18 protein-coding genes, 1 pseudogene and 1 riboswitch are annotated in these 23,956 nt (G+C 70.3%); of the genes and pseudogenes, 10 read left to right on the top strand and 9 right to left on the bottom strand.

From position 1 onward, the window contains the following. Positions 1-77: 77 nt before the first annotated feature. Positions 78-308, bottom strand: coding sequence for a DUF7455 domain-containing protein (locus GKQ77_RS07080; RefSeq protein ID WP_125515519.1), 231 nt, complete (start codon positions 306-308; stop codon positions 78-80). 441 nt (positions 309-749) lie between these two features. On the opposite strand from GKQ77_RS07080, the gene GKQ77_RS07075 reads away from it, so the two are divergent. From GKQ77_RS07075 to GKQ77_RS07065, 3 genes are all read left to right on the top strand, one after another. Further along, entirely contained in the window at positions 750-2,873 is a 2,124-nt protein-coding gene (locus tag GKQ77_RS07075; protein ID WP_219687849.1) for a DNA gyrase/topoisomerase IV subunit B, read from the top strand. 130 nt (positions 2,874-3,003) lie between these two features. Further along, positions 3,004-3,504, top strand: a complete 501-nt coding sequence (locus GKQ77_RS07070; RefSeq protein ID WP_219687851.1) for a DUF485 domain-containing protein — start codon at positions 3,004-3,006, stop codon at positions 3,502-3,504. Further along, positions 3,501-5,093 carry a monocarboxylic acid transporter gene (locus GKQ77_RS07065; protein WP_219687848.1) on the top strand — a complete coding sequence of 531 codons (1,593 nt, stop codon included), beginning with the start codon at positions 3,501-3,503 and terminating at the stop codon, positions 5,091-5,093. Before GKQ77_RS07070 ends, GKQ77_RS07065 begins: the two co-directional genes overlap by 4 nt. 60 nt (positions 5,094-5,153) lie before the next feature. Here the strand turns inward: GKQ77_RS07065 and GKQ77_RS07060 are convergent, their stop codons facing one another. The 4 genes from GKQ77_RS07060 to GKQ77_RS07045 all read right to left on the bottom strand — a co-directional run bounded on the left by GKQ77_RS07060 (position 5,154) and on the right by GKQ77_RS07045 (position 9,905). Continuing rightward, entirely contained in the window at positions 5,154-5,831 is a 678-nt protein-coding gene (locus GKQ77_RS07060) for a response regulator (protein ID WP_219687847.1), read from the bottom strand. Next, positions 5,828-7,495, bottom strand: coding sequence for a sensor histidine kinase (locus GKQ77_RS07055; protein ID WP_219687846.1), 1,668 nt, complete (start codon positions 7,493-7,495; stop codon positions 5,828-5,830). Before GKQ77_RS07055 ends, GKQ77_RS07060 begins: the two co-directional genes overlap by 4 nt. A gap of 149 nt (positions 7,496-7,644) precedes the next feature. Beyond that, the gene (locus GKQ77_RS07050) at positions 7,645-8,589 is read right to left on the bottom strand and encodes a ferredoxin family protein (RefSeq protein WP_219687845.1); all 945 of its coding nucleotides are present in this window, start codon (positions 8,587-8,589) and stop codon (positions 7,645-7,647) included. A 35-nt stretch (positions 8,590-8,624) separates the two neighbouring features. Next, entirely contained in the window at positions 8,625-9,905 is a 1,281-nt protein-coding gene (locus tag GKQ77_RS07045; RefSeq protein ID WP_219687844.1) for a citrate synthase family protein, read from the bottom strand. Positions 9,906-10,025: 120 nt separating this feature from the next. On the opposite strand from GKQ77_RS07045, the gene GKQ77_RS07040 reads away from it, so the two are divergent. Beyond that, positions 10,026-11,201 (top strand): citrate synthase/methylcitrate synthase, encoded by a 1,176-nt coding sequence (locus GKQ77_RS07040; protein ID WP_219687843.1) that lies wholly within the window; start codon positions 10,026-10,028, stop codon positions 11,199-11,201. Between the two features lie 120 nt (positions 11,202-11,321). On the opposite strand, the gene GKQ77_RS07035 is transcribed toward GKQ77_RS07040, so the two are convergent. Both GKQ77_RS07035 and GKQ77_RS07030 read right to left on the bottom strand, forming a co-directional pair. Next, positions 11,322-11,558, bottom strand: coding sequence for a hypothetical protein (locus GKQ77_RS07035; RefSeq protein WP_125515527.1), 237 nt, complete (start codon positions 11,556-11,558; stop codon positions 11,322-11,324). Between the two features lie 186 nt (positions 11,559-11,744). Beyond that, positions 11,745-12,296, bottom strand: coding sequence for a DUF6082 family protein (locus tag GKQ77_RS07030; RefSeq protein WP_219687842.1), 552 nt, complete (start codon positions 12,294-12,296; stop codon positions 11,745-11,747). A 316-nt stretch (positions 12,297-12,612) separates the two neighbouring features. Here GKQ77_RS07030 and GKQ77_RS07025 point away from each other — a divergent pair, with 316 nt between their 5' ends. Continuing rightward, a complete protein-coding gene (locus GKQ77_RS07025; protein WP_219687841.1) occupies positions 12,613-13,755 on the top strand; it encodes a CobW family GTP-binding protein in 1,143 nt (380 codons plus the stop codon). A gap of 10 nt (positions 13,756-13,765) precedes the next feature. Here the strand turns inward: GKQ77_RS07025 and GKQ77_RS07020 are convergent, their stop codons facing one another. Beyond that, a complete protein-coding gene (locus GKQ77_RS07020) occupies positions 13,766-16,219 on the bottom strand; it encodes a DNA gyrase/topoisomerase IV subunit A (RefSeq protein ID WP_219687840.1) in 2,454 nt (817 codons plus the stop codon). Between the two features lie 300 nt (positions 16,220-16,519). Here GKQ77_RS07020 and GKQ77_RS07015 point away from each other — a divergent pair, with 300 nt between their 5' ends. The 4 genes and pseudogenes from GKQ77_RS07015 to GKQ77_RS07000 form a co-directional block, all read left to right on the top strand. Continuing rightward, positions 16,520-17,890: a M16 family metallopeptidase gene (locus GKQ77_RS07015; RefSeq protein ID WP_219687839.1), complete on the top strand. Its 1,371-nt coding sequence runs from the start codon at positions 16,520-16,522 to the stop codon at positions 17,888-17,890. Beyond that, positions 17,887-19,272, top strand: a complete 1,386-nt coding sequence (locus tag GKQ77_RS07010; protein WP_219687838.1) for a M16 family metallopeptidase — start codon at positions 17,887-17,889, stop codon at positions 19,270-19,272. The genes GKQ77_RS07015 and GKQ77_RS07010 overlap by 4 nt, the downstream gene beginning before the upstream one ends. A gap of 211 nt (positions 19,273-19,483) precedes the next feature. Further along, positions 19,484-19,646: riboswitch (cyclic di-AMP (ydaO/yuaA leader) on the top strand. 12 nt (positions 19,647-19,658) lie between these two features. Next, the gene (locus GKQ77_RS07005; protein WP_219687837.1) at positions 19,659-20,462 is read left to right on the top strand and encodes a M23 family metallopeptidase; all 804 of its coding nucleotides are present in this window, start codon (positions 19,659-19,661) and stop codon (positions 20,460-20,462) included. 245 nt (positions 20,463-20,707) lie between these two features. Further along, positions 20,708-21,382: pseudogene (locus GKQ77_RS07000) on the top strand (GntR family transcriptional regulator); the annotation flags it as partial. Positions 21,383-21,636: 254 nt separating this feature from the next. On the opposite strand, the gene GKQ77_RS06995 reads toward GKQ77_RS07000, so the two are convergent. Continuing rightward, positions 21,637-21,918, bottom strand: coding sequence for an HPr family phosphocarrier protein (locus GKQ77_RS06995; protein WP_030021209.1), 282 nt, complete (start codon positions 21,916-21,918; stop codon positions 21,637-21,639). 134 nt (positions 21,919-22,052) lie between these two features. Here GKQ77_RS06995 and GKQ77_RS06990 point away from each other — a divergent pair. Then, on the top strand, positions 22,053-23,956 hold a 1,904-nt coding region (locus GKQ77_RS06990; RefSeq protein WP_219687836.1), incomplete at its 3' end, for a GNAT family N-acetyltransferase.

The raw sequence follows: 23,956 nt of genomic DNA, 5'->3' as shown, positions 1-23,956 counted from the left end.
CCCCTGCCGGTTGGCAGGGGCCACCGCCCGTTCACCGGCCTGGTGTGCCGGAGCTGGCTCGTCGTGGATGCGAGGTGTCAGCGGTCCTCTTCGGTGGAGCTCTCCGGAACAGCGGTCAGACGCTCCGTCTCGTCCTGTATCTCAGCGGCGATCTTCTTGAGTTCCGGCTCGAACTTGCGGCCATGGTGGGCGCAGAAGAGCAGTTCGCCGCCGCTCAGCAGGACGACGCGCAGGTAAGCCTGGGCGCCGCAGCGGTCGCAGCGATCAGCGGCCGTCAGGGGGCTCGCGGGGGTCAGAACAGTAGTCACGTCGCCTCTTCTCTAGCTCGACGAGCTGTCGTACCAGGGTCAACATCCAACCAGGCCGAAAACGTTCCCGCTCGTGGCTTTTCCTCGAAATTTCTTTTTGAGGAGGTTGTCCGTTGCCGGTTGGCGGCGAATGTGCCGTATTGCGTCTCTTACGTGTCTTACGGTTTCGCGCTGGCTGTCAGGTCGGTGTCCTCCCGGCTGGCTTGCCGGTTGTTCATGAGGACGTGCCCGGAGCCTAAATGGTTCATGCCTCGAAGGGAACGTGACGTGTGCTTCACTCCATCGAGGTATCGAACAAGTATACGAGCCTGAGCTAGTCTGCGTTTGGGCGTGGGTGGCGTTACAACGGCTCTACCAGGCCTCGGTACCCTCTGACGGGCAACCGAAGCCGCGTCCTTACCCCAAAGGACCCCCCTTGAAATTCAGCGAGGAGCGAACCGCGTGACCGCCGAGACGTCCGTGCCGTCCACAGCATTGCTGACCGGAGCAGACCGGGACGGTTCCAACTACACCGCGCGGCACCTGCTCGTCCTGGAGGGGCTTGAGGCCGTCCGCAAGCGTCCGGGCATGTACATCGGGTCGACGGACAGCCGCGGCCTGATGCACTGCCTCTGGGAGATCATCGACAACTCCGTCGACGAGGCCCTGGGCGGGTACTGCGACCACATCGAGGTCATCCTCCACGACGACGCCTCCGTAGAGGTCCGGGACAACGGCCGCGGCATCCCCGTGGACGTCGAGCCCAAGACCGGCCTCTCCGGAGTCGAGGTCGTCATGACCAAGCTCCACGCGGGCGGCAAGTTCGGCGGTGGCTCCTACGCGGCCTCCGGCGGTCTGCACGGCGTGGGCGCCTCCGTGGTGAACGCGCTCTCCGCGCGCCTCGACGTCGAGGTGGACCGCGCCGGGCACACGCACGCGATCAGCTTCCGGCGCGGTGTCCCGGGTGCCTTCGCCAAGACGGGGCCCGACGCTCCCTTCGACCCTTCGGCGAAGCTCAGCAAGGTCAAGAAGATCCCCAAGAACCGCACCGGCACGCGCGTGCGCTACTGGGCGGACCGGCAGATCTTCCTCAAGGACGCCAAGCTGTCGCTGGAGAACCTCCACCAGCGCGCCCGCCAGACCGCCTTCCTGGTCCCGGGCCTGACCATCGTCGTACGCGACGAATTCGGTCTCGGCGAGGGCGGCTCGAAGGGTGAGGAGTCCTTCCGCTTCGACGGTGGCATCAGCGAGTTCTGCGAGTACCTGGCCCAGGACAAGGCCGTCTGCGACATCCTCCGCTTCTCCGGGCAGGGCTCCTTCAAGGAGACGGTGCCGGTCCTCGACGACCACGGTCAGATGACCCCCACCGAGGTCACCCGTGAGCTCGGGGTGGACGTCGCGCTGCGCTGGGGCACCGGGTACGACACGAACATCAAGTCCTTCGTCAACATCATCGCCACCCCCAAGGGCGGCACCCATGTGAGCGGTTTCGAGCGCTCGCTGACCAAGACGATGAACGAGGCGCTGCGCAGCCAGAAGGTGCTGCGCGTCGCCGAGGACGACATCGTCAAGGACGACGCCCTGGAAGGCCTCACGGCGGTCGTCACGGTCCGTCTCGCGGAGCCGCAGTTCGAGGGGCAGACCAAGGAGGTGCTCGGCACCTCCGCGGCCAACCGCATCGTCGCCAACGTCGTCGCCAAGGAGCTCAAGGCGTTCCTGACCTCCACGAAGCGGGACGCGAAGGCGCAGGCCCGCGCCGTCATGGACAAGGCCGTCGCCGCGGCCCGCACGCGCATCGCGGCCCGCCAGCACAAGGACGCCCAGCGGCGGAAGACGGCCCTGGAGTCCTCCTCGCTGCCCGCGAAGCTCGCGGACTGCCGCAGCGACGACGTGGAGCGCAGCGAGCTCTTCATCGTCGAGGGTGACTCCGCGCTCGGCACCGCCAAGCTCGCCCGCAACTCCGAGTTCCAGGCGCTCCTGCCGATCCGCGGCAAGATTCTCAACGTTCAGAAGGCGTCCGTGACGGACATGCTGAAGAACGCCGAGTGCGGCGCGATCATCCAGGTCATAGGAGCTGGGTCCGGCCGGACCTTCGACATCGACGCGGCGCGCTACGGAAAGATCATCCTGCTCGTCGACGCCGACGTCGACGGCGCGCACATCCGGATCCTGCTGCTGACGCTGTTCCAGCGCTATATGCGGCCGATGGTCGAGGCGGGCCGGGTGTTCGCCGCGGTGCCGCCGCTGCACCGCATCGAGCTGAGCCAGCCGAAGAAGGGCCAGGACAAGTACGTCTACACGTACTCGGACCGTGAGCTTCGGGAGACCCTGCTCGAGTTTCAGCGCAAGAACGTGCGCTACAAGGACTCGATCCAGCGTTACAAGGGCCTGGGCGAGATGGACGCCGATCAGCTGGCCGAGACCACCATGGACCCGCGCTACCGGACCCTGCGGCGGATCAACATCTCCGACCTGGAGTCGGCCGAGCAGGTTTTCGATCTGCTCATGGGCAACGATGTCGCGCCGCGCAAGGAGTTCATCACGAGCTCCGCGGCGACGCTGGACCGTTCGCGCATCGACGCCTAGGGGGCCATATCTGACGGCGCTTCACCTGATGGGGTGAAGAGCGTCAAGAGAAGTGTCAGGGATCTTCCCGATCTGCTCATCCTTGGGCACGCGGCCGAACAGGGCTGCGGACAAGGAGAGTTCGGTGGAGATGCACGACGCGCGCGATGCCGGGGTGGGCCAGGCCGGCCCCGGCCCGGGCCGGCCCGGCGATCCGAGGGATCCCTGGTACGACGCGCTCGCTTCAGGTGAGCTGGACGGCACGGGTGCGCCGGCCTCCGTGGTGCCGCCCCGGGGGCCCGCGGAGCGGCGGAGCGCGAGTGCGGCCGACATCTACCTGGAAGTCCAGCGCAGTGAGGACTTCCAGGAGGTGCGCGGCCGGTATCGGAGGTTCGCCTTCCCGGCGGTCGCGCTCTTCTTCACCTGGTACGTGGCGTACGTCGTGACCGCCACGGCGGCACCGGGCCTGATGGCGCGCCCCGTCGCCGGAGCGGTGAACGTGGCGATGCTGGCGGGCCTCGGCCAGTTCCTCACGACGTTCCTGCTGACCTGGGCGTATGCCCGGCACGCACGCCTGCGCCGGGACCGCGCGGCACTTGACCTGCGGTGGTCCGTGTTCGAACAGACGCGGGAGCAGGGGGCCGAGCGATGACCGGTGATCACCAAGCCCTCGCCGTCCTGCTGTTCGGCGTCTTCGTGGCCGTCACGCTCGCGATCACGACGTGGGTGAGCCGCAATCGGCACGGCTCGGCTGAGGAGTTCTACGCGGGCGGGCGGCTCTTCTCCCCGATGGAGAACGGTTTCGCCATCGCCGGTGACTACATGTCGGCCGCCTCCTTCCTCGGCATCTCCGGACTGATCGCGCTCTTCGGATACGACGGGCTGCTCTACTCGGTCGGCTTCCTCGTCGCCTGGCTCGTCGTGCTGTTCCTCGTCGCCGAGCTGGTGCGCAATTGCGGGCGGTTCACCCTCGCCGACGTCGTCGCCTCGCGGATGCGGGAGCGGCCGGTGCGGATCGCGGCGGGAACTTCCTCGGTCACCGTGTCCGTTCTCTATCTGGTGGCGCAGATGGTGGGGGCGGGCTCACTGGTCGCGCTGCTGCTCGGCGGGACGAGCGGAGTGGCGCAGTCCTGGACGGTGATCGGCGTCGGCGCGCTGATGGTGATCTATGTGTCGATGGGAGGGATGCGGGCCACCACCTGGATCCAGATCGTGAAGGCGGTCCTGCTGATGTGCGGGGCGATCGCGTTGACCGTGCTCGTCCTGGTGCGTTTCCACGGCGACTTCGACCAACTGCTGCGCACCGCCGCGGACCGCAGCGGCCATGGCGAGCGGTTCCTGGCGCCCGGCTTGAAGTACGGCGGTGACTGGACCGCGCGGCTCGACTTCATCAGCCTGGGCCTCGCCCTCGTGCTCGGCACGGCCGGGCTGCCGCACATCCTGTCCCGCTTCTACACCGTGCCGACCGCGCGGGCCGCGCGCCGCTCGGTCGTGTGGTCGATCGGCCTCATCGGCAGTTTCTACCTGATGACGATCGTGCTCGGTTTCGGCGCGGCCGCGATCGTGGGCTCCGAGGCGGTACGCGGGTCGAATGCGGCGGGGAACACGGCGGTGCCGCTGCTCGCCCTCGACCTGGGCGGCGGCGCGGGTTCCACAGGCGGAACGGTTCTGTTCGCGATCGTCGCCGCCATCGCCTTCGCCACGATCCTCGCCGTGGTCGCCGGGATCACGCTCGCCTCCTCGGCCTCGGTGGCCCACGACCTGTACGCCTCCTTGCGGCGGCGGAACGCGAAACCGCGCAGTGAGGTGGCGGTGGCACGCGTTGCCGCGGCCGGGACCGGCGTGGTCGCGATCGGGCTCGGGCTGCTCGCCCGCGATCTGAACGTCGCGTTCCTGGTGGGCCTCGCCTTCGCGGTCGCCGCGTCCGCCAATCTGCCGGTGCTGCTCTACTCCCTGTTCTGGCGGAACTTCACCACCCGAGGCGCGGTCTGGTCGGTGTACGGAGGGCTGCTGCCCGCGCTCACACTGGTGCTGCTCTCGCCGGTGGCCTCCGGGAGCCCCAACTCCCTCTTCCCGGGAGTGGACTTCCAGTACTTCCCGCTGGAGAACCCAGGGCTCGTCTCGATCCCGCTGGGCTTCCTCGCGGGCTGGCTGGGCACGGTGACCTCGCGCGAACCCGCCGACGAGGCCAAGCACGCGGAGACGGAGGTGCGGTCGCTGACCGGCGCAGGGGCGGCGTAACGACTGGAGCGGTGTAACGATTCGCTTCCTGGCTTCTTTCCCGTCGTTGCCAGGGGCCGCTCAGACGCTCGCCGCCCACTCGTAGCGGTGCTCCGGGCGGCCCGTGTCGCCGTACTTGAGGCTCAGCCGGACACGGCCCGTGCGCTCCAGGAGTTTCAGATAGCGCTGCGCCGTCTGCCGGCTCAGCCGCGTGCGGTCAGCCAACTCCTGGGCGGAGAGCGGCCCTTCCGCGGTCCTCAGAGCCCTGCGGACCAGCTCCGCCGTGGTGGGGGAGTGCCCCTTGGGCAGCTCGGGCGCGGGAGTCGCCGAGAGCGCGCCGAAGATCTTGTCGACCTCGGCCTGCTCGGCCTCGCCCCCGCCGTCCCATGTGCGCCGCAGCGTCGCGTACGCGTCGAGCTTGGCGCGGAGCCCCGCATAGGAGAACGGCTTGACCAGGTACTGGAGCGCGCCGTGCCGCATCGCCGCCTGCACCGTGGCGACATCGCGGGCCGCGGTCACCATGATCACGTCGGTCTGGTGGCCGCGCTCACGCAACGTACGTACGACCGACAGGCCCGTCTCGTCCGGCAGATAGTGATCCAGCAACACCAGATCAACGGCGACAGCCTCGATGAGCCGCAACGCCTCGGCGGCGTTGTGCGCCTTCGCCGCCACATGGAAGCCGGGGATCTTCGCCACATAGGCGGCGTTGACGTCCGCGACCCGGACGTCGTCGTCGACGACAAGTACCTCGATCATGACGTCGTCTCCGTGCCCTTGATCAATGTTGATTTCTCCGTGGCGGCGAGCTGGGGTTCTGCGAGCGCTTCCGGCAGGACGACGGTGAACTCCGCGCCTCCCTCCGGCGCCTCGCCCGCCCGTGCGCTGCCGCCCTGCCGCTCGGCGAGCCTGCGGACCAGGGCGAGGCCGATCCCGCGCTTGCCGTGCGCCGGCGGCTCCTTGGTGGTCCAGCCCTCCGTGAAGATCGCCTCCCGCTGCTCGGCGGGGACGCCAGGACCGGTGTCGCGCACCCGGAGGACCACGGCCCGCCCCTCGGTGCGTACGGCGATCTCCACGCGCGCGTGGAGGGTGCCCGCAGCGGCGTCGAGGGCATTGTCGACGAGGTTGCCGACGATCGTGACGAGACCGCCCGGATCGACGAGCCGATCGGGCAGCGCGGCCTCGCCCGGCACGGAGAGGACGACCCCGCGCTCCGCGGCCACGGTGGCCTTGCCGACAAGCAGGGCCGCGAGCAGCGGATCGCGGATCTTCTCGGTGATCTGCTCGGCCGTCACCCGGTGGGCGCCCGCCACCTCGCCGACGAACTCCGCGGCCTCCTCGTACATCTCCAGTTCCAGCAGGCCAAGGAGCGTGTGCATGCGGTTGGCGTGCTCGTGGTCCTGGGCGCGCAGGGCGTCAATGAGGCCACGGGTGGAGTCCAGTTCACGGCCGAGCTGTTCCAGCTCCGTGCGGTCGCGCAGGGTGGCGACGGCGCCTCCGTCGTCGGTGGGCATGCGGTTGGCGACCAGGACGCGCTGCCCGCGGACGGTCAGCAGGTCCGTGCCGGTGACCCGCCCGGCCAGGACGTCGGTCGTGCGCCCCGGGCCGAGCGCCTCGTCGAGCGGTAGGCCGACTACCTCCGTGCCGAGGGCGAGGAGGCGCTGCGCCTCGTCGTTGAGCAGCCGGATGCGGCCGTCACGGTCCAGGGCGACGACCCCTTCGCGGATGCCGTGCAGCATCGCCTCGCGCTCCGCGAGCAGGGCGGAGATATCGGAGAATGCCAGGTCACGGGTCTGCCGCTGCACCCTTCGGGAGATCAGATACGCCGCGAGCGCACCGACGGCGAGCGCCCCGCCCGCGTAGGCGAGCAGCCCTGGGATGGAGTGGATCAGGCGGGCCCGCACACTGTCGTACTCGATGCCTACGGAGACGGCGCCCACGATGTCCCCGCCCGCGTCCCGCAGAGGCACCTTGCCGCGCGCCGAGCGGCCCAGCGTGCCGTTGTCGATCTCCATCACCTCCCGGCCCGCGAGCGCGTCACTGGGGTCGGTCGAGACGACCTTGCCGATCTGGGCGCGGTCGGTGTGGGACCAGCGGACACCGCCCTCGTTCATGATCACGACGTACTCGGCGCCGCTGGCCCGGCGGATCCGCTCGGCCTCCGCCTGGACGGGGCCGTCGCCCGTGGGACGCGAGGACTTCAGATCCTCGGCGACCTGCGGGTGGGCGGCCGTCGTCTGGGCGATGGCCAGCGCACGGCGCATCGCCTGGTCGTCGAGCTGGTCGCTGAGCGGCGCGAGGAAGAGCCCGGTGGCCAGCACCGTGACCCCGGCGGCGATCGCCAGCTGCATCAGCAACACCTGCGAGAACACGCGCCGCGGCAGGCCGAGACGGAGGCGTCGCACGGGGGAGGTCGGGCTCATGTGTACGAACGGTACGGCCGGGAGCGGGCTACTCCGAAGTGAGTGTGGTGGGGATCTCGTACGGGGCCGCGCGGGGTTCAGGAGTCTCGTACGGGACGCTCGTATCGGGCCGCGCCGGGTCAGGGCGTCTCGTACGGGACGGCGCCCGGTTAGGGGCGTCGGCGGCCCGAGGCCCCCTGAGCCACGCTCGCCGAGGCTTGTCGTACCGCCACCACGTCCATCCGCGCCGGGGTCTTGAGCGCCGCGCCGCAGCTCTCCGGGCGGGGCGGTCGAGAGGCGCCCTGGGCCACGGTGACCCGCCAGCTGCGGCCGTCGCTGTGCGCCACGGTCACCTCCCAGCGTGGGGCCGCGCCCTCGGTGTCCACCACGGTCAGCGCCTCGGCGGTCTCCTCTCCCGTCGATGTGCGCACCGCGAGCTCGGCGGCTTGTCCGGGACGCTCCCACGCCGAGCTGCCCCGACAGCCCTCGGTGATCACCCGGCCCGCTCGCGCGGCGGCGAGGATCTCCTTGACGGCGTGCGTCCCGGTGCGGCCGTACGCGTAGCCGTACGGCAGTACCAACAGCGTGGGCGAGAAGCGATGGCCACCCAGATGAGTGATCTCCCAGGCTCCCTCCTCACCGGCGGCGGCCAGCTCGGCGGCGAGCGGTCTGCCGAGGAGGGCGCAGCAGCGGTCGCGCTTGCCGTTGGTGCAGACGAGCGCGAGCGGAGCGCCCGTGTGCGGGGTGCCGAAGCCGCCGTGGTCACCCGCGCCGAGAGCCGTGAAGTCGAGGTCCAGCAGCCGCCGCGGGTCGTCCGTCACCTCGGAGCGCAGCCAGGTGCGGCCCGGCAAGGTGTGCGCCACGTACACCTGGTGCCGCGTCGGCGCGTAGCAGTCCGCGTGGCGGCCGGGGCGGCGGATCAGCGCGACGCGCACGCCGGTGCCTTCGGCGGCCTTCTCCAGGGCGCGGCCGACCTCGGGGTCGAGATGGCTGGACGTCAGCGCCTTGGCGCCCCAGGGGCCCGACTGCTCCACCAGGAGCCAGGTCCTTGCGGTCGCCGCGGTCCCGGCGAGGGGCTCGTCCAGATCCCGCGAGGCGGTCGCGCACGTACTCACGTAGGCGAGCCTAACCGCACCTCTGCCCGAGTGGTTCACACCTCCCCGGAGGAGCCCGCCGGGGAAGCTGTCGGCATCGGCTGGGGCGGGCGCGGACCGACGTACTGCCCGCTGGGGCGCATGCGCAGCGGCCGCTCTTCGTACTCCTCCAGGGCGTGCGCGATCCAGCCCGCCGTGCGGGCGACCGCGAAGATGGTCTCGCCCGCCTCAGCCGGCATCCCGGACGAGGCGGTCAGGACGGCCAGGGCGAGGTCGACATTGGCGCGCAGGTCCGTGTGGCGGGCGGTGGTGGCCACCACGTCACGGGCGGCGGCGAGGGCGGGGCCCGCCTTCGGCATCCCCTCCAGGAGGCCGAACAGCGCCTGCGCGCGCGGGTCCTCGCCGGGGTAGAGGCGGTGGCCGAGTCCCGGGACGCGGCGGCCCGCGCGCAGTTCGTCGGCGACCACCGGGGTGGCGCTGCCCCGGTCGAGCACGTCGAGGAGCATGCGGTGGGCGAGACCGCTGGCCGCGCCGTGCAGCGGGCCCTCAAGGACGCCGAGGCCCGCAGACACCGCCGCGTAGGGGTGGGCACGTGCCGAGGCGGCGACCCGTACGGCGAGCGTCGACGCGGCGAGGTCGTGGTCGACGAGGAGCGCGAGGGCCGTGTCCAAGGCGTGCAGTGCGGCCTCGTTGGGCTTGACGCCACTCAGTCGCGCCCACAGTCGCCGGGCCAGCGGCCCCTCCTCCTTGTGGGTCGGCAGGACCGGCGGGAGGGCGGCCACGAGCGTGGAAATCAGCGTGCGCGCCGTGCCGATGACCGCCTCTTCGGAGAGGTCGAAGCGGAGCGGGTCGGCTGCTCCCGCGGAGATGGCCGCCACGCGCAGCCTGTCGGTCGGCCCGCTGTGCTCGGGCAGCGCGTTGACGGCGCGGCGGGCCGCGGAGACGGTCTCCCTGGGGGCGGTGAAGCCGATGCCGGGGCGCAGTACGCCGGTCCACAGCCACTCGGCGACCTCTTCGTAGGAGTGCGCCAGCGCTAGCTCGGTGGCGTCGACGCCTCGGTAGTAGTAGCGGTCGTCGCCGATGAGAGTGATGCGGGTGCGTACGGAGAGTTCGTTGGCGGTGGTCGGGGCCGTGGAGTCCCTTCTGTTCCTGCGGGCCAGCGCCTCGACCTCCTTGGCGTCGAAGGTGCTGCCCCGTGCCCCCGGGCCGCGGCGGCTGGTCAGCTGACCGCGGCTCACGTACGCGTACACGGTCTCGGGCTTCACACCGAGCAACTCGGCGGCTTCCTTGGTCGTCAGCCGCCGTCGTGCGTTGTGCTCGGTTCCTTGATCCGTCATGGGCGACACCGTATCCGCATCACGACGCCTGCATTTTCATATTGATCCAATCAATATTGACAGGAATCTAGTCAACCATGGACAGTCGAATCAGGTTCATGGAGGAAGTCGAGGAAAAACATGCCGATCAATGGCTCCACCGCCACCCCCGCCGAGCCCGTCGAGGTCCCACGAGGACTCGCGGGTGTCGTCGTCACCGAGACCGCGCTCGGAGACGTGCGGGGATATGAGGGCTTCTACCACTACCGCCAGTACTCGGCCGTCGAGCTCGCGCAGAGCCGCGGCTTCGAGGACGTATGGCATCTGATGTTCTACGGTGAGCTGCCGGACGCCGTGCGGAGCGAGGCCTTCGCCGCGCGGACCGCTGCGCTGCGGCACCTCCCCGAAGAGGTGCTCGACGCGCTGCCCGCCATCGCCCGCGCCGGCGCGCTGTCCGGGCCGCTCTCCGGGCTGCGCACCGCCCTCTCGCTCTTCGGGGCGTCGAAGGGCTTCCGTCCGGTGTACGACATCGATGACGACCGGCGCCGCGCGGACGCCCTCGCCGCGTCCGCCGTCGTGCCGACGCTGCTCACCGCGCTGTACCGGCTCGGCCAGGGGCTCGAACCCGTGGAGCCCCGGGACGACCTCTCGTACGCGGCCAACTACCTCTACATGCTCACTGGTTCGGAGCCGGATGCCGCACATGCGCGGGCGATTGAGCAGTACTTGATCTCCACCATTGATCACGGGTTCAACGCGTCAACATTCACCGCTCGGGTCATCACCTCGACCGGGGCGGATGTGGCGGCTTGTCTGGTGGGTGCCGTCGGCGCGCTGTCGGGGCCGCTGCACGGCGGGGCGCCGAGCCGGGCCCTCGACACCCTTGACGCGATCGGGACCCGCGACCGCATCGACGGCTGGATCCGCGAGCGCGTCCTGGCGGGGGATCGCATCATGGGCTTCGGGCATCCCGTTTACCGCACCGAAGATCCGCGCTCGCGCATGCTGCGGGGCATCGCCCAGCGGTTCGGCGGCGACATGGTGGAGTTCGCGGTCGAGGTCGAGCGGCATGTCGAGGCGATCCTGGCGGAGCTGAAGCCGGGCCGTGAGCTGCACACGAACGTGGAGTTCTACGCCGGGGTCGTCATGGAGCTGTGCGGGCTGCCGCGCGAGATGTTCACGCCGACGTTCGCGTCCGCGCGGGTGGTCGGCTGGAGCGCCAACATTCTGGAGCAGGCGCGGGATTCGAAGATCATTCGGCCGGCGGCGCGCTATGTGGGTCCGGCGGCGCCGCAGGCGGTCCCGGCGGCCGCCTGACGACGGCGGGCAGCGGGGGCGCGGGCGACGCGGGCGCGGCTGACGGGTAAGAGGGCCCGGGGGTACCCGCTCAGGACGTGGGCGGTACCCCCTTGGCCGAGTTGACTGCGTCAGTCTGCGCTAGGCATCGGGAATGTCGCCCTTCGCGCGTACGAGTGTCTCGCGACTCACGATCACGATGCGTTCGTAGCTGGCTCGTGAGGCGTCAGGGGGGAGTTCCTGTTCAAGTGCCGCAGTTGCTTCTGTCCCGATGACGGCAAAGTTTCCGTCACTCAGTTCGAACACGTCGGGGCACGACTGCCCTGACGTGCTTCCTCGCTGCTGAGGAGAGACACCGACGCGGCGCACGATCTTCAAGGTATTCCAGTCTGGGAGCGGTGGATCGGGGGAAAGCCGCCTTAGCTGTGGCAGGCGAGGTTTGGCAGTTGGCGTCGTGGGGTAAAACGCGCGCGCCTACCCTAGGGACAGGAGTTACCCGAGACAAACTGAGCAGGTTCGTCACGCAAGGCCACCCCCGGGCGGTCAAGTGGTGATCAACTCGCTCTACTCGGGCGGGGGTTCGCCGACCACCCACCACTCGTCGGTGCCGGCGGCCTCCAGGTCCCTGATGAGTTTGTCGACCATTCGGCCCAGGCGGGCTTCGTCCGAAGAGTCCAGGAGACTGGCGCGGTGCGGTCGTGTGGCTGCCCAGTAATTACGGAAGATGGCGTTCTGGCAGATCAGCCGCAGATGGCCGTGCAGTTCGTCCCATCCGAGGTTGCCCACACGCCAGGCCAGCAGCACATTGGTGTACATCGCGTTGGCGAACAGGTACTGCCGCTGGGTGCGGGCGTCCAGCGGTGTCTCGTAGGTGTCCAGGACGGCCGCCAGGTCAGGGTCGCCCATGGCGGTGGTCAGCATGTCGAACTGAAGTCGTTGCTGCGCGGCCAGGACCACGTGGCGGTGGTGCTTGGAGCGTTCCTCCTCGGCCTTCCGGTACTGAGCGTCATGTCTGCGTTGCTGGGCGGTCAGGACTGTCAGCGCCCCCGTGGCGAAGACCAGGCCCGCCACCACGGCCGAGCCCACCCCCCGTATCCGAAACTTCCGTGTGGTCATGTCAACCCCCGAATCGGCGACCGTCCGCCGGTCGTCGGGTGTGGGTCGACAGGGAGCGGACCGGCGAGCGGTGGGCGGTGCGCTTGCCGTCTCCCAGGGTGCCGAGCGGCTCTGATCGGCGGGGAGGCGGAGAGGAGGCGCACGGAAGGAAGTGGTGGTCGCATATCCCGGCGCCGTGCCCAATGTGTGCCCCGCGAGCGCCGCTAACAATCGTTCACTTCGCGGCTCGTCGGCGCGCACCTATCCTGGGGCGGTCTTCATTCTTCGTACGGGATCCTCTGCGGCCCGTGCGAACGTCGGTACGAGGGGCGCACGGTTGAACAAGCAGCAGATCCCGGTCATCGTCCTCGCCGGATTCCTGGGTTCCGGCAAGACCACCCTGCTCAACCATCTGCTGCACCGCAGCGGCGGCAGCCGGATCGGGGCGATCGTCAACGACTTCGGGTCGATCGAGATCGACGCGATGTCCGTTGCGGGACAGCTCGGCGACTCCACCGTCTCGCTCGGCAACGGCTGCCTGTGCTGCGCCGTGGACGCCAGCGAACTCGACGAGTATCTGGAGCGGCTTGCCCGGCCCTCCGCCGGGATCGATGTCATCGTCATCGAGGCGAGCGGGCTCGCCGAGCCGCAGGAGCTCGTGAAGATGCTGCTCGCCAGCGAGAACCCGCACATCGTGTACGGAGGGCTGGTCGAGGTCGTCGACGCCGCCGAGTTCGACGCCACCAGGGAGCGGCATCCCGAGGTGGACCGGCATCTGGGCATCGCCGATCTCGTCGTGGTCAACAAGGCCGACCGGGTGCCCGGCGAGGAGCGCGAGCGCGTCCTCGGCGTGGTCCGCGGGCTCGCGGGGCGCGCGGCCGTCGTCTCCGCCTCCTTCGGGCGCGTCGACGTGGAGCTGTTCTTCGACCGCGCGCCCGTGGGAGAGCGGGTCGGGCAGCTGTCCTTCGACGACCTGCGCGAGGGCGACGTCGACCTCGGGGACGTCGGCGACGAGAACGGCGCGTGCGAAGACGGCTGTGGCCACCGCGACCACCTGCACTCCGCCTACGAAAGCCTCTCCTTCACCTCCGAAGCGCCCATGGAGCCGCGCTCCTTGATGGCCCTGCTCGACAGCAGGCCCGAAGGGCTCTACCGCATCAAGGGGTACGTCGATTTCGGCGCCGCCGACCCGCGGAACCGCTACGGGGTGCACGCCGTCGGACGGTTCCTGCGCTTCTACCCGGAGCAGTGGGCTCCGGCCGAGCCCCGCCTGACCCAGCTCGTCCTCATCGGATCCGGCATTGACGTACCCGCCCTGGAGAAGGAGCTGGAGGCCTGTCGCACGTACGCCCCACAGGCCGATGAGCACGGCATGTGGGGCGTACTTCGCTACGTCCAGGAGCCGGACGAGGAGCCGGACGGCCAGCCGGACGATCAGCCGGCCGAGGCACCCGGCGAAGAGCCCGGCGCCGAGCGCTAGCGGACCGCCGCTACACCGGGCCCGCCACCGCCGCCACCGGCTTCGCGAGCGAGACGCCCGAGCCGTCGCGGCGCGGATCGATCTCGGGCAGCTCGGCCGGCATGCCGTTGCGCTGGGCCGCGTACGGCGGCGTCGGGCCCGCCCAGGCGAAGCTCAGGCAGTCCTCGCCCTTCAGGAACCGCTGCACGCGCACACCGCCCGTGGCACGGCCCTTGCGCGGGTACTGGTCGAACGGCGTGAGCTTGGCCGTCGTTTGCACCGAGTCGTCGAGCGTGCCGCGCGAGCCCGCCACCGTGAAGACCACCGCTTCCGCCGCCGGGTCCACCGCCGTGAAGGAGATGACCTTCACGCCCTCGGCGAGCTTGATGCCCGTCATGCCGCCCGCGGGACGGCCCTGGGGGCGCACCTGCGAGGCCTGGTAGCGCAGCAGCTGGGCGTCGTCCGTGATGAAGACCAGGTCCTCCTCGCCCGTGCGCAGCTCGGCCGCGCCGACGATCCGGTCGCCGTCCTTGAGGGTGATGACCTCCAACTCCTCCTTGTTGGACGGGTAGTCGGGCACCACGCGCTTGACCACGCCCTGCTCGGTGCCGAGCGCCAGGCCGGGGGAGGACTCGTCGAGCGTCATCAGGCAGATCAGCTTCTCGTCCCCGGACAGGGGAAGCAGCTCCGAGACGGGTGCCCCTCCGGAGAGATTCGGCGCGCCCATCGTCTCCGGCAACTGCGGGAGGTCCACTACGGAGAGGCGCAGCAGCCGCCCCTGGGACGTGACCGCGCCCACCTCGCCGCGCGCCGTGGCCGGCACCGCGGAGACGATCGCGTCGTGCTTGACGCGCTTGGTCTCGCTGTCCGTGAACGGGTCGCCGTTGGCCGTGCGCGCCAGCAGGCCCGTCGACGACAGGAGCACGCGACACGGGTCGTCCGCCACCTGGAGCGAGACCGTGGCCGCCGGGGAACCGGCGGACTCCAGGAGCACCGTGCGCCGGTCCGTGCCGAACTTCTTGGCGACGGAGGCCAGTTCGGAGGAGACCAGCTTGCGCAGCTCGGCGTCCGACTCCAGGATGCCGGTCAGCTCGTCGATCTCGCCGTTGAGCTTGTCGCGCTCGGACTCCAGCTCGATACGGTCGAACTTGGTCAGGCGGCGCAGCGGGGTGTCCAGGATGTACTGCGTCTGGATGTCACTCAGCGAGAAGCGCTCGATCAGGCGCTCCTTGGCCTGCGCGGAGTTGTCGCTGGAGCGGATGAGGCGGATGACCTCGTCGATGTCCAGGAGCGCGACCAGCAGGCCCTCGACCAGGTGCAGCCGGTCGCGCTTCTTGCCGCGGCGGAACTCGCTGCGGCGGCGCACCACGTTGAACCGGTGGTCGAGATAGACCTCCAGAAGCTCCTTGAGGCCGAGGGTGAGGGGCTGGCCGTCCACCAGCGCCACGTTGTTGATGCCGAAGGACTCCTCCATCGGCGTCAGTTTGTACAGCTGCTCGAGGACGGCCTCCGGGACGAAGCCGTTCTTGATCTCGATGACCAGGCGCAGGCCGTGCGAGCGGTCGGTGAGGTCCTTGACGTCGGCGATGCCCTGGAGCTTCTTCGCGCCGACCAGGTCCTTGATCTTGGCGATGACCTTCTCGGGGCCTACGGAGAAGGGCAGTTCGGTGACGACGAGGCCCTTGCGGCGCGCTGTCACGTTCTCCACGGCGACCGTGGCGCGGATCTTGAAGGAACCGCGGCCCGATTCGTACGCGTCCTTGATGCCCGTCAGGCCGACGATCTTGCCGCCGGTGGGCAGGTCGGGGCCCGGCACGAACTTCATCAGCGTCTCGAGGTCGGCCCCCGGGTGCTTGATGAGGTGGCGGGCCGCGGCGATGACCTCGCCGAGGTTGTGCGGGGGCATGTTCGTCGCCATGCCCACCGCGATGCCCGACGCGCCGTTGACCAGGAGGTTCGGGTACGCCGCCGGGAGGGCGGAGGGCTCCATCTCCTGGCCGTCGTAGTTCGGCTCGAAGTCGACGGTGTTCTCGTCGATCGACTCCGTCATCAGGGAGGTGGCGTCGGCCATCTTGCACTCGGTGTACCGCATGGCGGCCGGTGGGTCGTCGTTGCCGAGCGAGCCGAAGTTGCCGTGGCCGTCCACGAGGGGGAGGCGCATCGAGAAGGGCTGGGCCATGCGCACCAGCGCGTCGTAGATCGACGCGTCGCCGTGGGGGTGCAACTTACCCATGACCTCGCCGACGACGCGGGCGCACTTCACATAGCCGCGGTCGGGGCGCAGGCCCATCTCGTTCATCTGGTAGACGATCCTGCGGTGCACCGGCTTCATGCCGTCGCGGGCGTCCGGCAGGGCCCTGGAGTAGATGACCGAATACGCGTACTCGAGGAAGGAGCCCTGCATCTCGTCGACGACGTCGATGTCGAGGATCTTCTCCTCGAACGAGTCGTCGGGCGGCGGGGTCTTCGTGCTGCGGCGGGCCATCGCTGCTGCGGCTCCTTCACCAACAAGTGCGGGATCTGACGCCGACCATTGTGGACTGTCCCACTGACAACGCCGACCACGACCCGTGCGACAGCCGCGTCAACCCCGGCCATGACCCGTGCGGCAGTCGCGTCATCCCCGACCGCGATCCGTCTCCCGCATCCGCGTCACTCCCGACTACGCCGAGGGCGCACCGGGAACTTCGTCAGGTGTCCGCACGCTTGCATACAGTGGCAGGACTGGCAGCAATTGTTCTGATCCAGCGATGATCACGATGATCCAGCGATCGAAGGGACGTACATGCCCATGGGTCACACGGCCACAGCCGAGGCCGGTTCCGGCGGCCTGACAGCGACCGAGCACCGGCTGGCCAATGGCCTGCGCGTGGTGCTCTCCGAGGACCACCTGACCCCGGTCGCCGCGGTCTGCCTCTGGTACGACGTCGGCTCCCGCCACGAGGTCAAGGGGCGAACCGGCCTCGCTCACCTTTTTGAGCACCTGATGTTCCAGGGCTCGAAGCAGGTGCCCGGCAACGGCCACTTCGAACTCGTCCAGGGAGCGGGCGGCTCGCTCAACGGCACGACGAGCTTCGAGCGCACCAACTACTTCGAGACGATGCCCGCCCACCAGCTGGAGCTGGCCCTGTGGCTCGAGGCCGACCGGATGGGCTCACTGCTCTCCGCGCTCGACGAGGAGTCCATGGAAAACCAGCGCGATGTCGTCAAGAACGAACGCCGCCAGCGTTACGACAACGTTCCGTACGGCACCGCCTTCGAGAAGCTGACCGCCCTCTCCTACCCGGAGGGCCACCCCTACCACCACACGCCGATCGGCTCCATGGCCGACCTGGACGCGGCCACCCTGGAGGACGCCCGCGCGTTCTTCCGCACGTACTACGCGCCCAACAACGCGGTCCTTTCGGTCGTCGGCGACATCGACCCGGAGCAGACGCTCGCCTGGGTCGAGAAGTACTTCGGGTCGATCCCCTCCCACGACGGCAAGCAGCCCCCGCGGGACGGCTCCCTCCCGGAGCGCATCGGCAAGGAGCTGCGCGAGGTCGTCGAGGAGGAGGTCCCGGCCCGCGCCCTGATGGCCGCCTACCGCCTCCCCGAGGACGGCACGCGCGCGTGCGACGCGGCCGACCTGGCGCTGACCGTTCTCGGCAGCGGCGACTCCTCCCGGCTCTACAACCGGCTCGTGCGCCGCGACCGCACCGCCGTGGCCGCCGGTTTCGGTCTGCTGCGTCTGGCCGGGGCACCCTCGCTCGGCTGGCTGGACGTCAAGACCTCCGGCGACGTGGAGGTCCCGGTCATCGAGGCCGCCGTCGACGAGGAACTCGCCCGCTTCGCCGCCGAGGGCCCCACTCCGGAGGAGATGGAGCGCGCCCAGGCGCAGCTGGAGCGCGAGTGGCTCGACCGGCTCGGCACGGTCGCGGGCCGCGCGGACGAACTGTGCCGGTACGCGGTCCTGTTCGGCGACCCGCAGCTCGCCCTGACCGCCGTCCAGCGCGTCCTGGACGTCACCGCCGAGGAGGTCCAGGAGGTCGCCAAGGCCCGCCTGCGCCCGGACAACCGCGCGGTGCTCGTCTACGAGCCCGTGACGGCCGCCGTCGACGAAGTCGAAGAGTCCGTCGCCGGTGCGACCGACGAGGAAGAGGAGGCGGCGAAGTGAGCGAGGCCGCGACGATGCAGTTCCACCCGCAGCCCGAGGCCGGCCCGGCCAAGCCGTGGGCCTTCCCCGCCCCCGAGCGCGGCACCCTGCCCAACGGCCTCACGGTGCTGCGCTGCGACCGCCCCGGCCAGCAGGTCGTCGCGGTGGAGGTCCATCTGGAGGCGCCGCTGGACGCCGAGCCGGACGGCCTCGACGGCGTCGCCACCATCATGGCGAGGGCCTTCAACGAAGGCACGGACAAGCACTCCGCGGAGGAGTTCGCCGCCGAGCTCGACCGCTGCGGCGCCACGATGGACGCGCACGCCGACCACCCCGGCGTCCGGGTCTCCCTCGAAGTCCCGGTCTCCCGCCTCCCGAAGGCGCTCGGCCTGCTCTCCGACGCCCTGCGCGCCCCCGCCTTCGCGGACACCGAGATCGAACGCCTCGTACGCAACCGCCTGGACGAGATCCCGCACGAGGCCGCCAACCCCGCGCGCCGTGCCGCCAAGGAGCTCTCCAAGCAGCTGTTCCCGGCCAGCGCGCGCATGTCGCGCCCGCGCCAGGGCACCGAGGAGACGGTCTCGGCGATCGACTCGGCGGCGGTACGGGCCTTCTACGACAGGCATGTCCGCCCCGCCACGGCCACCCTGGTGGTCGTCGGCGACCTCACGGGCACCGACCTCGACGCCATCCTCGCGGACACGGTCGGCACCTGGACCGGCGACACGGCCGACGCCCGTCCGATGCCCGCGATCACCGCCGACGACACGGGCCGCGTCGTCATCGTGGACCGCCCCGGAGCCGTGCAGACGCAGCTCCTGATCGGCCGCATCGGCCCGGACCGGCACGACCGGATCTGGCCCGCCCAGGTCCTCGGCACGTACTGCCTGGGCGGCACCCTCACCTCCCGCCTGGACCGCGTCCTGCGCGAGGAGAAGGGCTACACCTACGGCGTACGGGCGTTCAGCCAGGTCCTGCGCTCGGCCCCGGACGGCACCGGTGCCGCGATGCTCGCCATCAGCGGATCGGTCGACACGGAGTCGACGGGCCCCGCCCTCGACGACCTGTGGAAGGTCCTGCGCACGCTCGCCGCGGAGGGCCTGACGGACGCCGAGCGCGATGTGGCGGTGCAGAACCTGGTGGGCGTGGCCCCGCTCAAGTTCGAGATGGCCGCCTCCGTGGCGGCCACGCTCGCCGACCAGGTCGAGCAGAACCTCCCGGACGACTTCCAGGCGCAGCTGTACCGGCAGTTGGCGGCGACCGGCACCGTGGAGGCCACCGCGGCCGTCGTGAGCGCCTTCCCGGAGGACCACCTGGTGACGATCCTCGTCGGGGACGCCGCGCGGATCGAGGGGCCCGTCAGGGCGCTCGACATCGGCGAGGTGAGCGTGGTCAGCGGCTGAGCCGCAGGAGAGTTCCTGACAGGGGATCCCGGCATGAGGCCCCGGCGACCGATTCGGTGGCCGGGGCCTCATATGTCCGAATTCGTATGGAGGTTGCCTGTCTGCCGTGTGGCGTGCGCTACAAAAGCGGCGTTCTGTTTGTCGATTGAAAGACGGCGCGTTTAGCTTCGATTCGGCTGTCCGTCACGCACTACGTCGCATCCGCGGCACCGGACAGTCATCGCCGAGTCCCCGTACGGCGCGAGCCAGGGGAGCCGGGGACCCACATGTCCCCTGGGGTGAATCGGGCACCTTGCCGTCAGGTGAGGGGCTCGTAGGAGACCTTCCTGCTCCGAACCCGTCAGCTAACCCGGTAGGCGAGAAGGAAGGAAAGGATCAGCCGCTTCATGGCGTTCACCCGTGCCACCGGGAAGCACCGTCGTCCCAGCCGCCTCACCCGCACCACCGCGAGCGTCGCGGGCGTCGCCGCGCTCACCACCACCGGTGTCATCGGAGGCCTGGCCGCTCCCGCGCTCGCCGCCGCCGACGACGCCGCCCTTGAGCACACCGGACTCACCCAGGCGATCTCCGTCGGCGACTCGCTCGCCGACAGCATCGACGCGCAGGCCGCCGCCCAGCGGCAGGCCGCCGACGACGCCGCCGCCGCCAAGCTGGCCGAGGCGGCCGCCAAGAAGAGGGCCGCCGAGGACAAGCGCAAGGCCGAGGCCGAGGCGAAGGCGAAGGCCAAGAAGGAGCGCGAGGCCAAGGAGCGCGCCGCCCGCGAGGCCGAGCGCAAGCGCCTGAACACCTACGTCTCCCCGATCTCCGGCTCGTACGTCTCCACGGGCTACCAGACCGGCGGCGCCATGTGGTCCTCCGGCAGCCACACCGGCGTCGACTTCCATGCCGGTTCCGGCACCAAGGTGCAGGCCGTCGGCGCCGGCACCGTCGTCGAGGCGGGCTGGGGCGGTGCCTACGGCAACAACGTCGTGATCAAGATGAACGATGGTACATACACCCAGTACGGCCACATGTCGTCCCTCAGCGTCACCGTCGGCCAGACGGTCACCCCGGGCCAGCAGATAGGCCTCTCGGGCTCCACCGGCAACTCCAGTGGCCCGCACCTCCACTTCGAGGCCCGCACCGGCCCGGACTACGGCTCGGACATCGACCCCGTCGCGTACCTCCGCGCGCACGGCGTCAACGTCTGACCGCCCCCAGTACGCCACCGAAGGCCCCCGGCTCTCCCGAGCCGGGGGCCTTCGTCGTCCGCGTCGAGGGCGTCGTCGTTTTCCGGCCCGCTTGTCGTTGGCCAAAAGATATCCATGAATTCCGACCCCCCATCGGAAATCCCGACGCGCTGCAATAGAGTCACTGAAAGAGCGTCAAAGACTCTGTAACAGCGTCGGTCGACCGCGTTTCGCGGGGATTAAGGCGGAGGTCCGGTCATGCGCATTCCCACTCGGTATGCACGGCCATCCGGGACGACATTGTCTCCGGTGTCCACGAAAGGGGCGGCCGGCTCACCGAGGAAGTGCTCGCGCGCCGGTACGGAGTCTCCCGTGTACCCGTGCGCGAGGCCCTGCGCACCCTGGAGGCCGAGGGCTTCGTCGTCACGCGCCGGCACGCGGGCGCCTGCGTCGCCGAGCCCACGGAGCAGGAGGCCGCCGACCTCCTGGAGCTGCGCACCCTGCTCGAACCCCTCGCGGCGGCCCGCGCCGCCCAGCGCCGCACCGACGCGCACCTGAAGGTCCTGCGCGGCCTGGTCCGGCTGGGCCAGCAGCGGTCGAGGAAGGGGCAGGGGGAGGATCTGCGCTCCCTGGGCGGCTGGTTCCACGAGACGCTCGTGCAGGCCTCCGGCAGCCCCGGCCTCATCACGCTCCTCACCCAGCTCCGGCACAAGATCGCCTGGATGTACGCCGTCGAGCTTCCGGCCGCGCCGGCCGAGTCCTGGTCCGAGCACGCGGCGATCGTCGACGCGGTGGCCCGCGGGGACGCCGAACGGGCCAGGGCGCTCACCGCGGGCCACGCGGACCGGGCGACATCCGCGCACCGATTGCGCCATTCACCGCGGAGCGGCCGCGTGAGGGGCTCGCAACACCCCGTAAACACGGTGGGCCTGCCGAGTTAACGCGGGCGCCGTATACAAGACGTATGCAGAGAGGCCGTGATGGATGCGGAGCAGTATCTGTCATATCCACTGCGGGGAATTCAGGGCGCTCATTCGTAATGCGCTCATTCGTGCTGCGCGAATTCACGCTGCCCAAATCCGCTCACTGTGCTTTTCACGGGCAGTTGACTGCCGGATAAAGCGAAGGGCCCCTGGATAAATCGAAGGGCCCACCCCGTGTTCCGGGGTGGGCCCTTCGAAGGGAACTGCGCGGTTCAGACCGTCTCCGGAAGCTCCTCAAGGCCCTCCGCGACCAGCTTCGCCAGACGGTCGAGCGCGGCGTCCGCACCCTCGGCGTCGGAGGCGAGCACGATCTCCTCGCCACCCTGGGCGCCCAGGCCGAGCACCGCGAGCATCGAGGCGGCGTTGACCGGGTTGCCGTCGGCCTTGGCGATCGTCACGGGGACGCCGGCGGCCGTGGCCGCGCGGACGAAGATGGAGGCGGGTCGGGCGTGAAGGCCCTCGGCCCAGCCGACGTTGACGCGGCGCTCAGCCATGTGTTGCTGCCCTTCCAGGTGTCTCACACTTGTCTAGACCAGTGTCTCATGCCGTCGTGAGTGCTCTGCCGGGCCGGACGGCCTCTCCCAGACTGCCCCGGTCCAGGCGGCCCCGCGACCCGTACCCTGGCCCCATGCAGACCCCGTCGGATCAGCAGGATCGGCACGACTATCCCTCGCACTGGGAAGCCGATGTGGTGCTGCGTGACGGAGGCACCGCCCGGATCAGGCCCATCACGGCCGAGGACGCGGAGCGCCTGGTCAGCTTCTACGAGCAGGTCTCGGACGAGTCGAAGTACTACCGCTTCTTCGCCCCCTACCCCCGCTTGTCCGCCAAGGACGTGCACCGCTTCACGCACCACGACCAGGTGGACCGGGTGGGGCTCGCGGCCACGGTGGGCGGTGAGTTCATCGCCACCGTCCGCTACGACCGCATCGACGAGCGCGGCATGGCGGCCAGCGCGCCCGCCGACGAGGCCGAGGTCGCCTTCCTCGTGCAGGACGCCCACCAGGGCCGCGGCGTGGCCTCCACGCTCCTGGAGCACATCGCGGCGGTCGCCAGGGAGCGCGGCATCCGGCGGTTCGTGGCCGAGGTGCTGCCCGCCAACACCAAGATGATCAAGGTGTTCACCGACGCGGGCTACCAGCAGAAGCGCAGCTTCGAGGACGGCGTCGTACGCCTGGAGTTCGACCTGGAGCCGACCGACCGCTCGCTCGCCGTGCAGCGGGCCCGTGAGCAGCGCGCCGAGGGCCGGTCGGTGCAGCGGTTGCTGACGCCGGGCTCGGTCGCGGTGATCGGCGTCGGCCGCACCCCCGGAGGCGTGGGGCGCAGCGTGCTGCGCAACCTCAAGGAGGCCGGGTTCACCGGACGCCTGTCCGCGGTGAACAGCGCCTTCGACGAAGGCACCGAGATCGACGGGCTGCCGGCGCACCGCTCCGTAGGGGCCATCGAGGAGCCCGTGGACCTCGCCGTGATCGCCGTGCCCGCCGACCGGGTGCCCCAGGTCGTCGCGGAGTGCGGCGAGCGCGGGGTGCAGGGCCTCGTGGTGCTCTCCGCCGGGTACGGCGAGAGTGGCGCCGCCGGGCGGGAACGCCAGCGCGAACTGGTCCGCCAGGCGCGGTCGTACGGAATGCGCATCATCGGCCCGAACGCCTTCGGGGTCATCAACACCTCGCCCCAGGCGCGGCTCAACGCCTCGCTCGCTCCCGAGCCTCCCGCGCGCGGGCGCATCGGTCTGTTCACCCAGTCCGGCGCCATCGGCATCGCGCTGCTCTCCGGGCTGCACCGCAGGGGCGCCGGCCTGTCCACGTTCGTCGGCTCCGGGAACCGCGCCGACGTGTCCGGCAACGACGTCCTTCAGTACTGGTACGAGGACCCGGACACCGACATCGCCCTGATGTACCTGGAGACCATCGGCAACCCCCGCAAGTTCACCCGCCTCGCACGCCGGGCCGCGACCGCGAAACCGCTCGTCGTGGTCCAGGGCGCCCGGCACAGCGGCATCGCTCCCACGGGGCACGCGGTACAGGCCACCCGGCTGCCGCACGCCACGGTCTCGGCGCTGTTGCGCCAGGCGGGAGTCATCCGCGTGGACACCGTCACGGAAATGGTCGACGCGGGCCTGCTGCTCGCGGGACAGCCGCTGCCGTCCGGCCCCCGGGTGGGCATCCTCGGCAACTCCGAGTCGCTGGGCCTCCTCACGTACGACGCCTGCGTCGCCGACGGCCTGCGCCCGCTGCCGCCCCGCGACCTCACGACCGGCGCCACGCCCGCGGACTTCCGGGCCGCGCTCGCCGAGGCCCTGTCCGACGACGGCTGCGACGCGGTCATCGTCAACGCCATTCCCTGGGTGCGGGAGGACGGGGTCGCCGCCGACCCCGAGACGCTGGCCACGGAACTGCGGGCGGCCGCCGCGGGGTGCCCCGCGAAGCCTGTGGCCGTGGTCCACGTCGAGCTGGGCGGCCTCGCCGAGGCACTGTCGGCCGCCACCAGCACGCGGCCCGCCACCTCCAGCACCCAGCCCGACGCCCCCAGCAC

This window comes from Streptomyces anatolicus, assembly GCF_019400875.1.
In the GTDB taxonomy this organism is placed as follows: Bacteria; Actinomycetota; Actinomycetes; order Streptomycetales; family Streptomycetaceae; genus Streptomyces; species Streptomyces anatolicus.
Note: the sequence above shows the minus strand (reverse complement) of the source record. Positions and strands in the feature narration are given on the sequence as shown.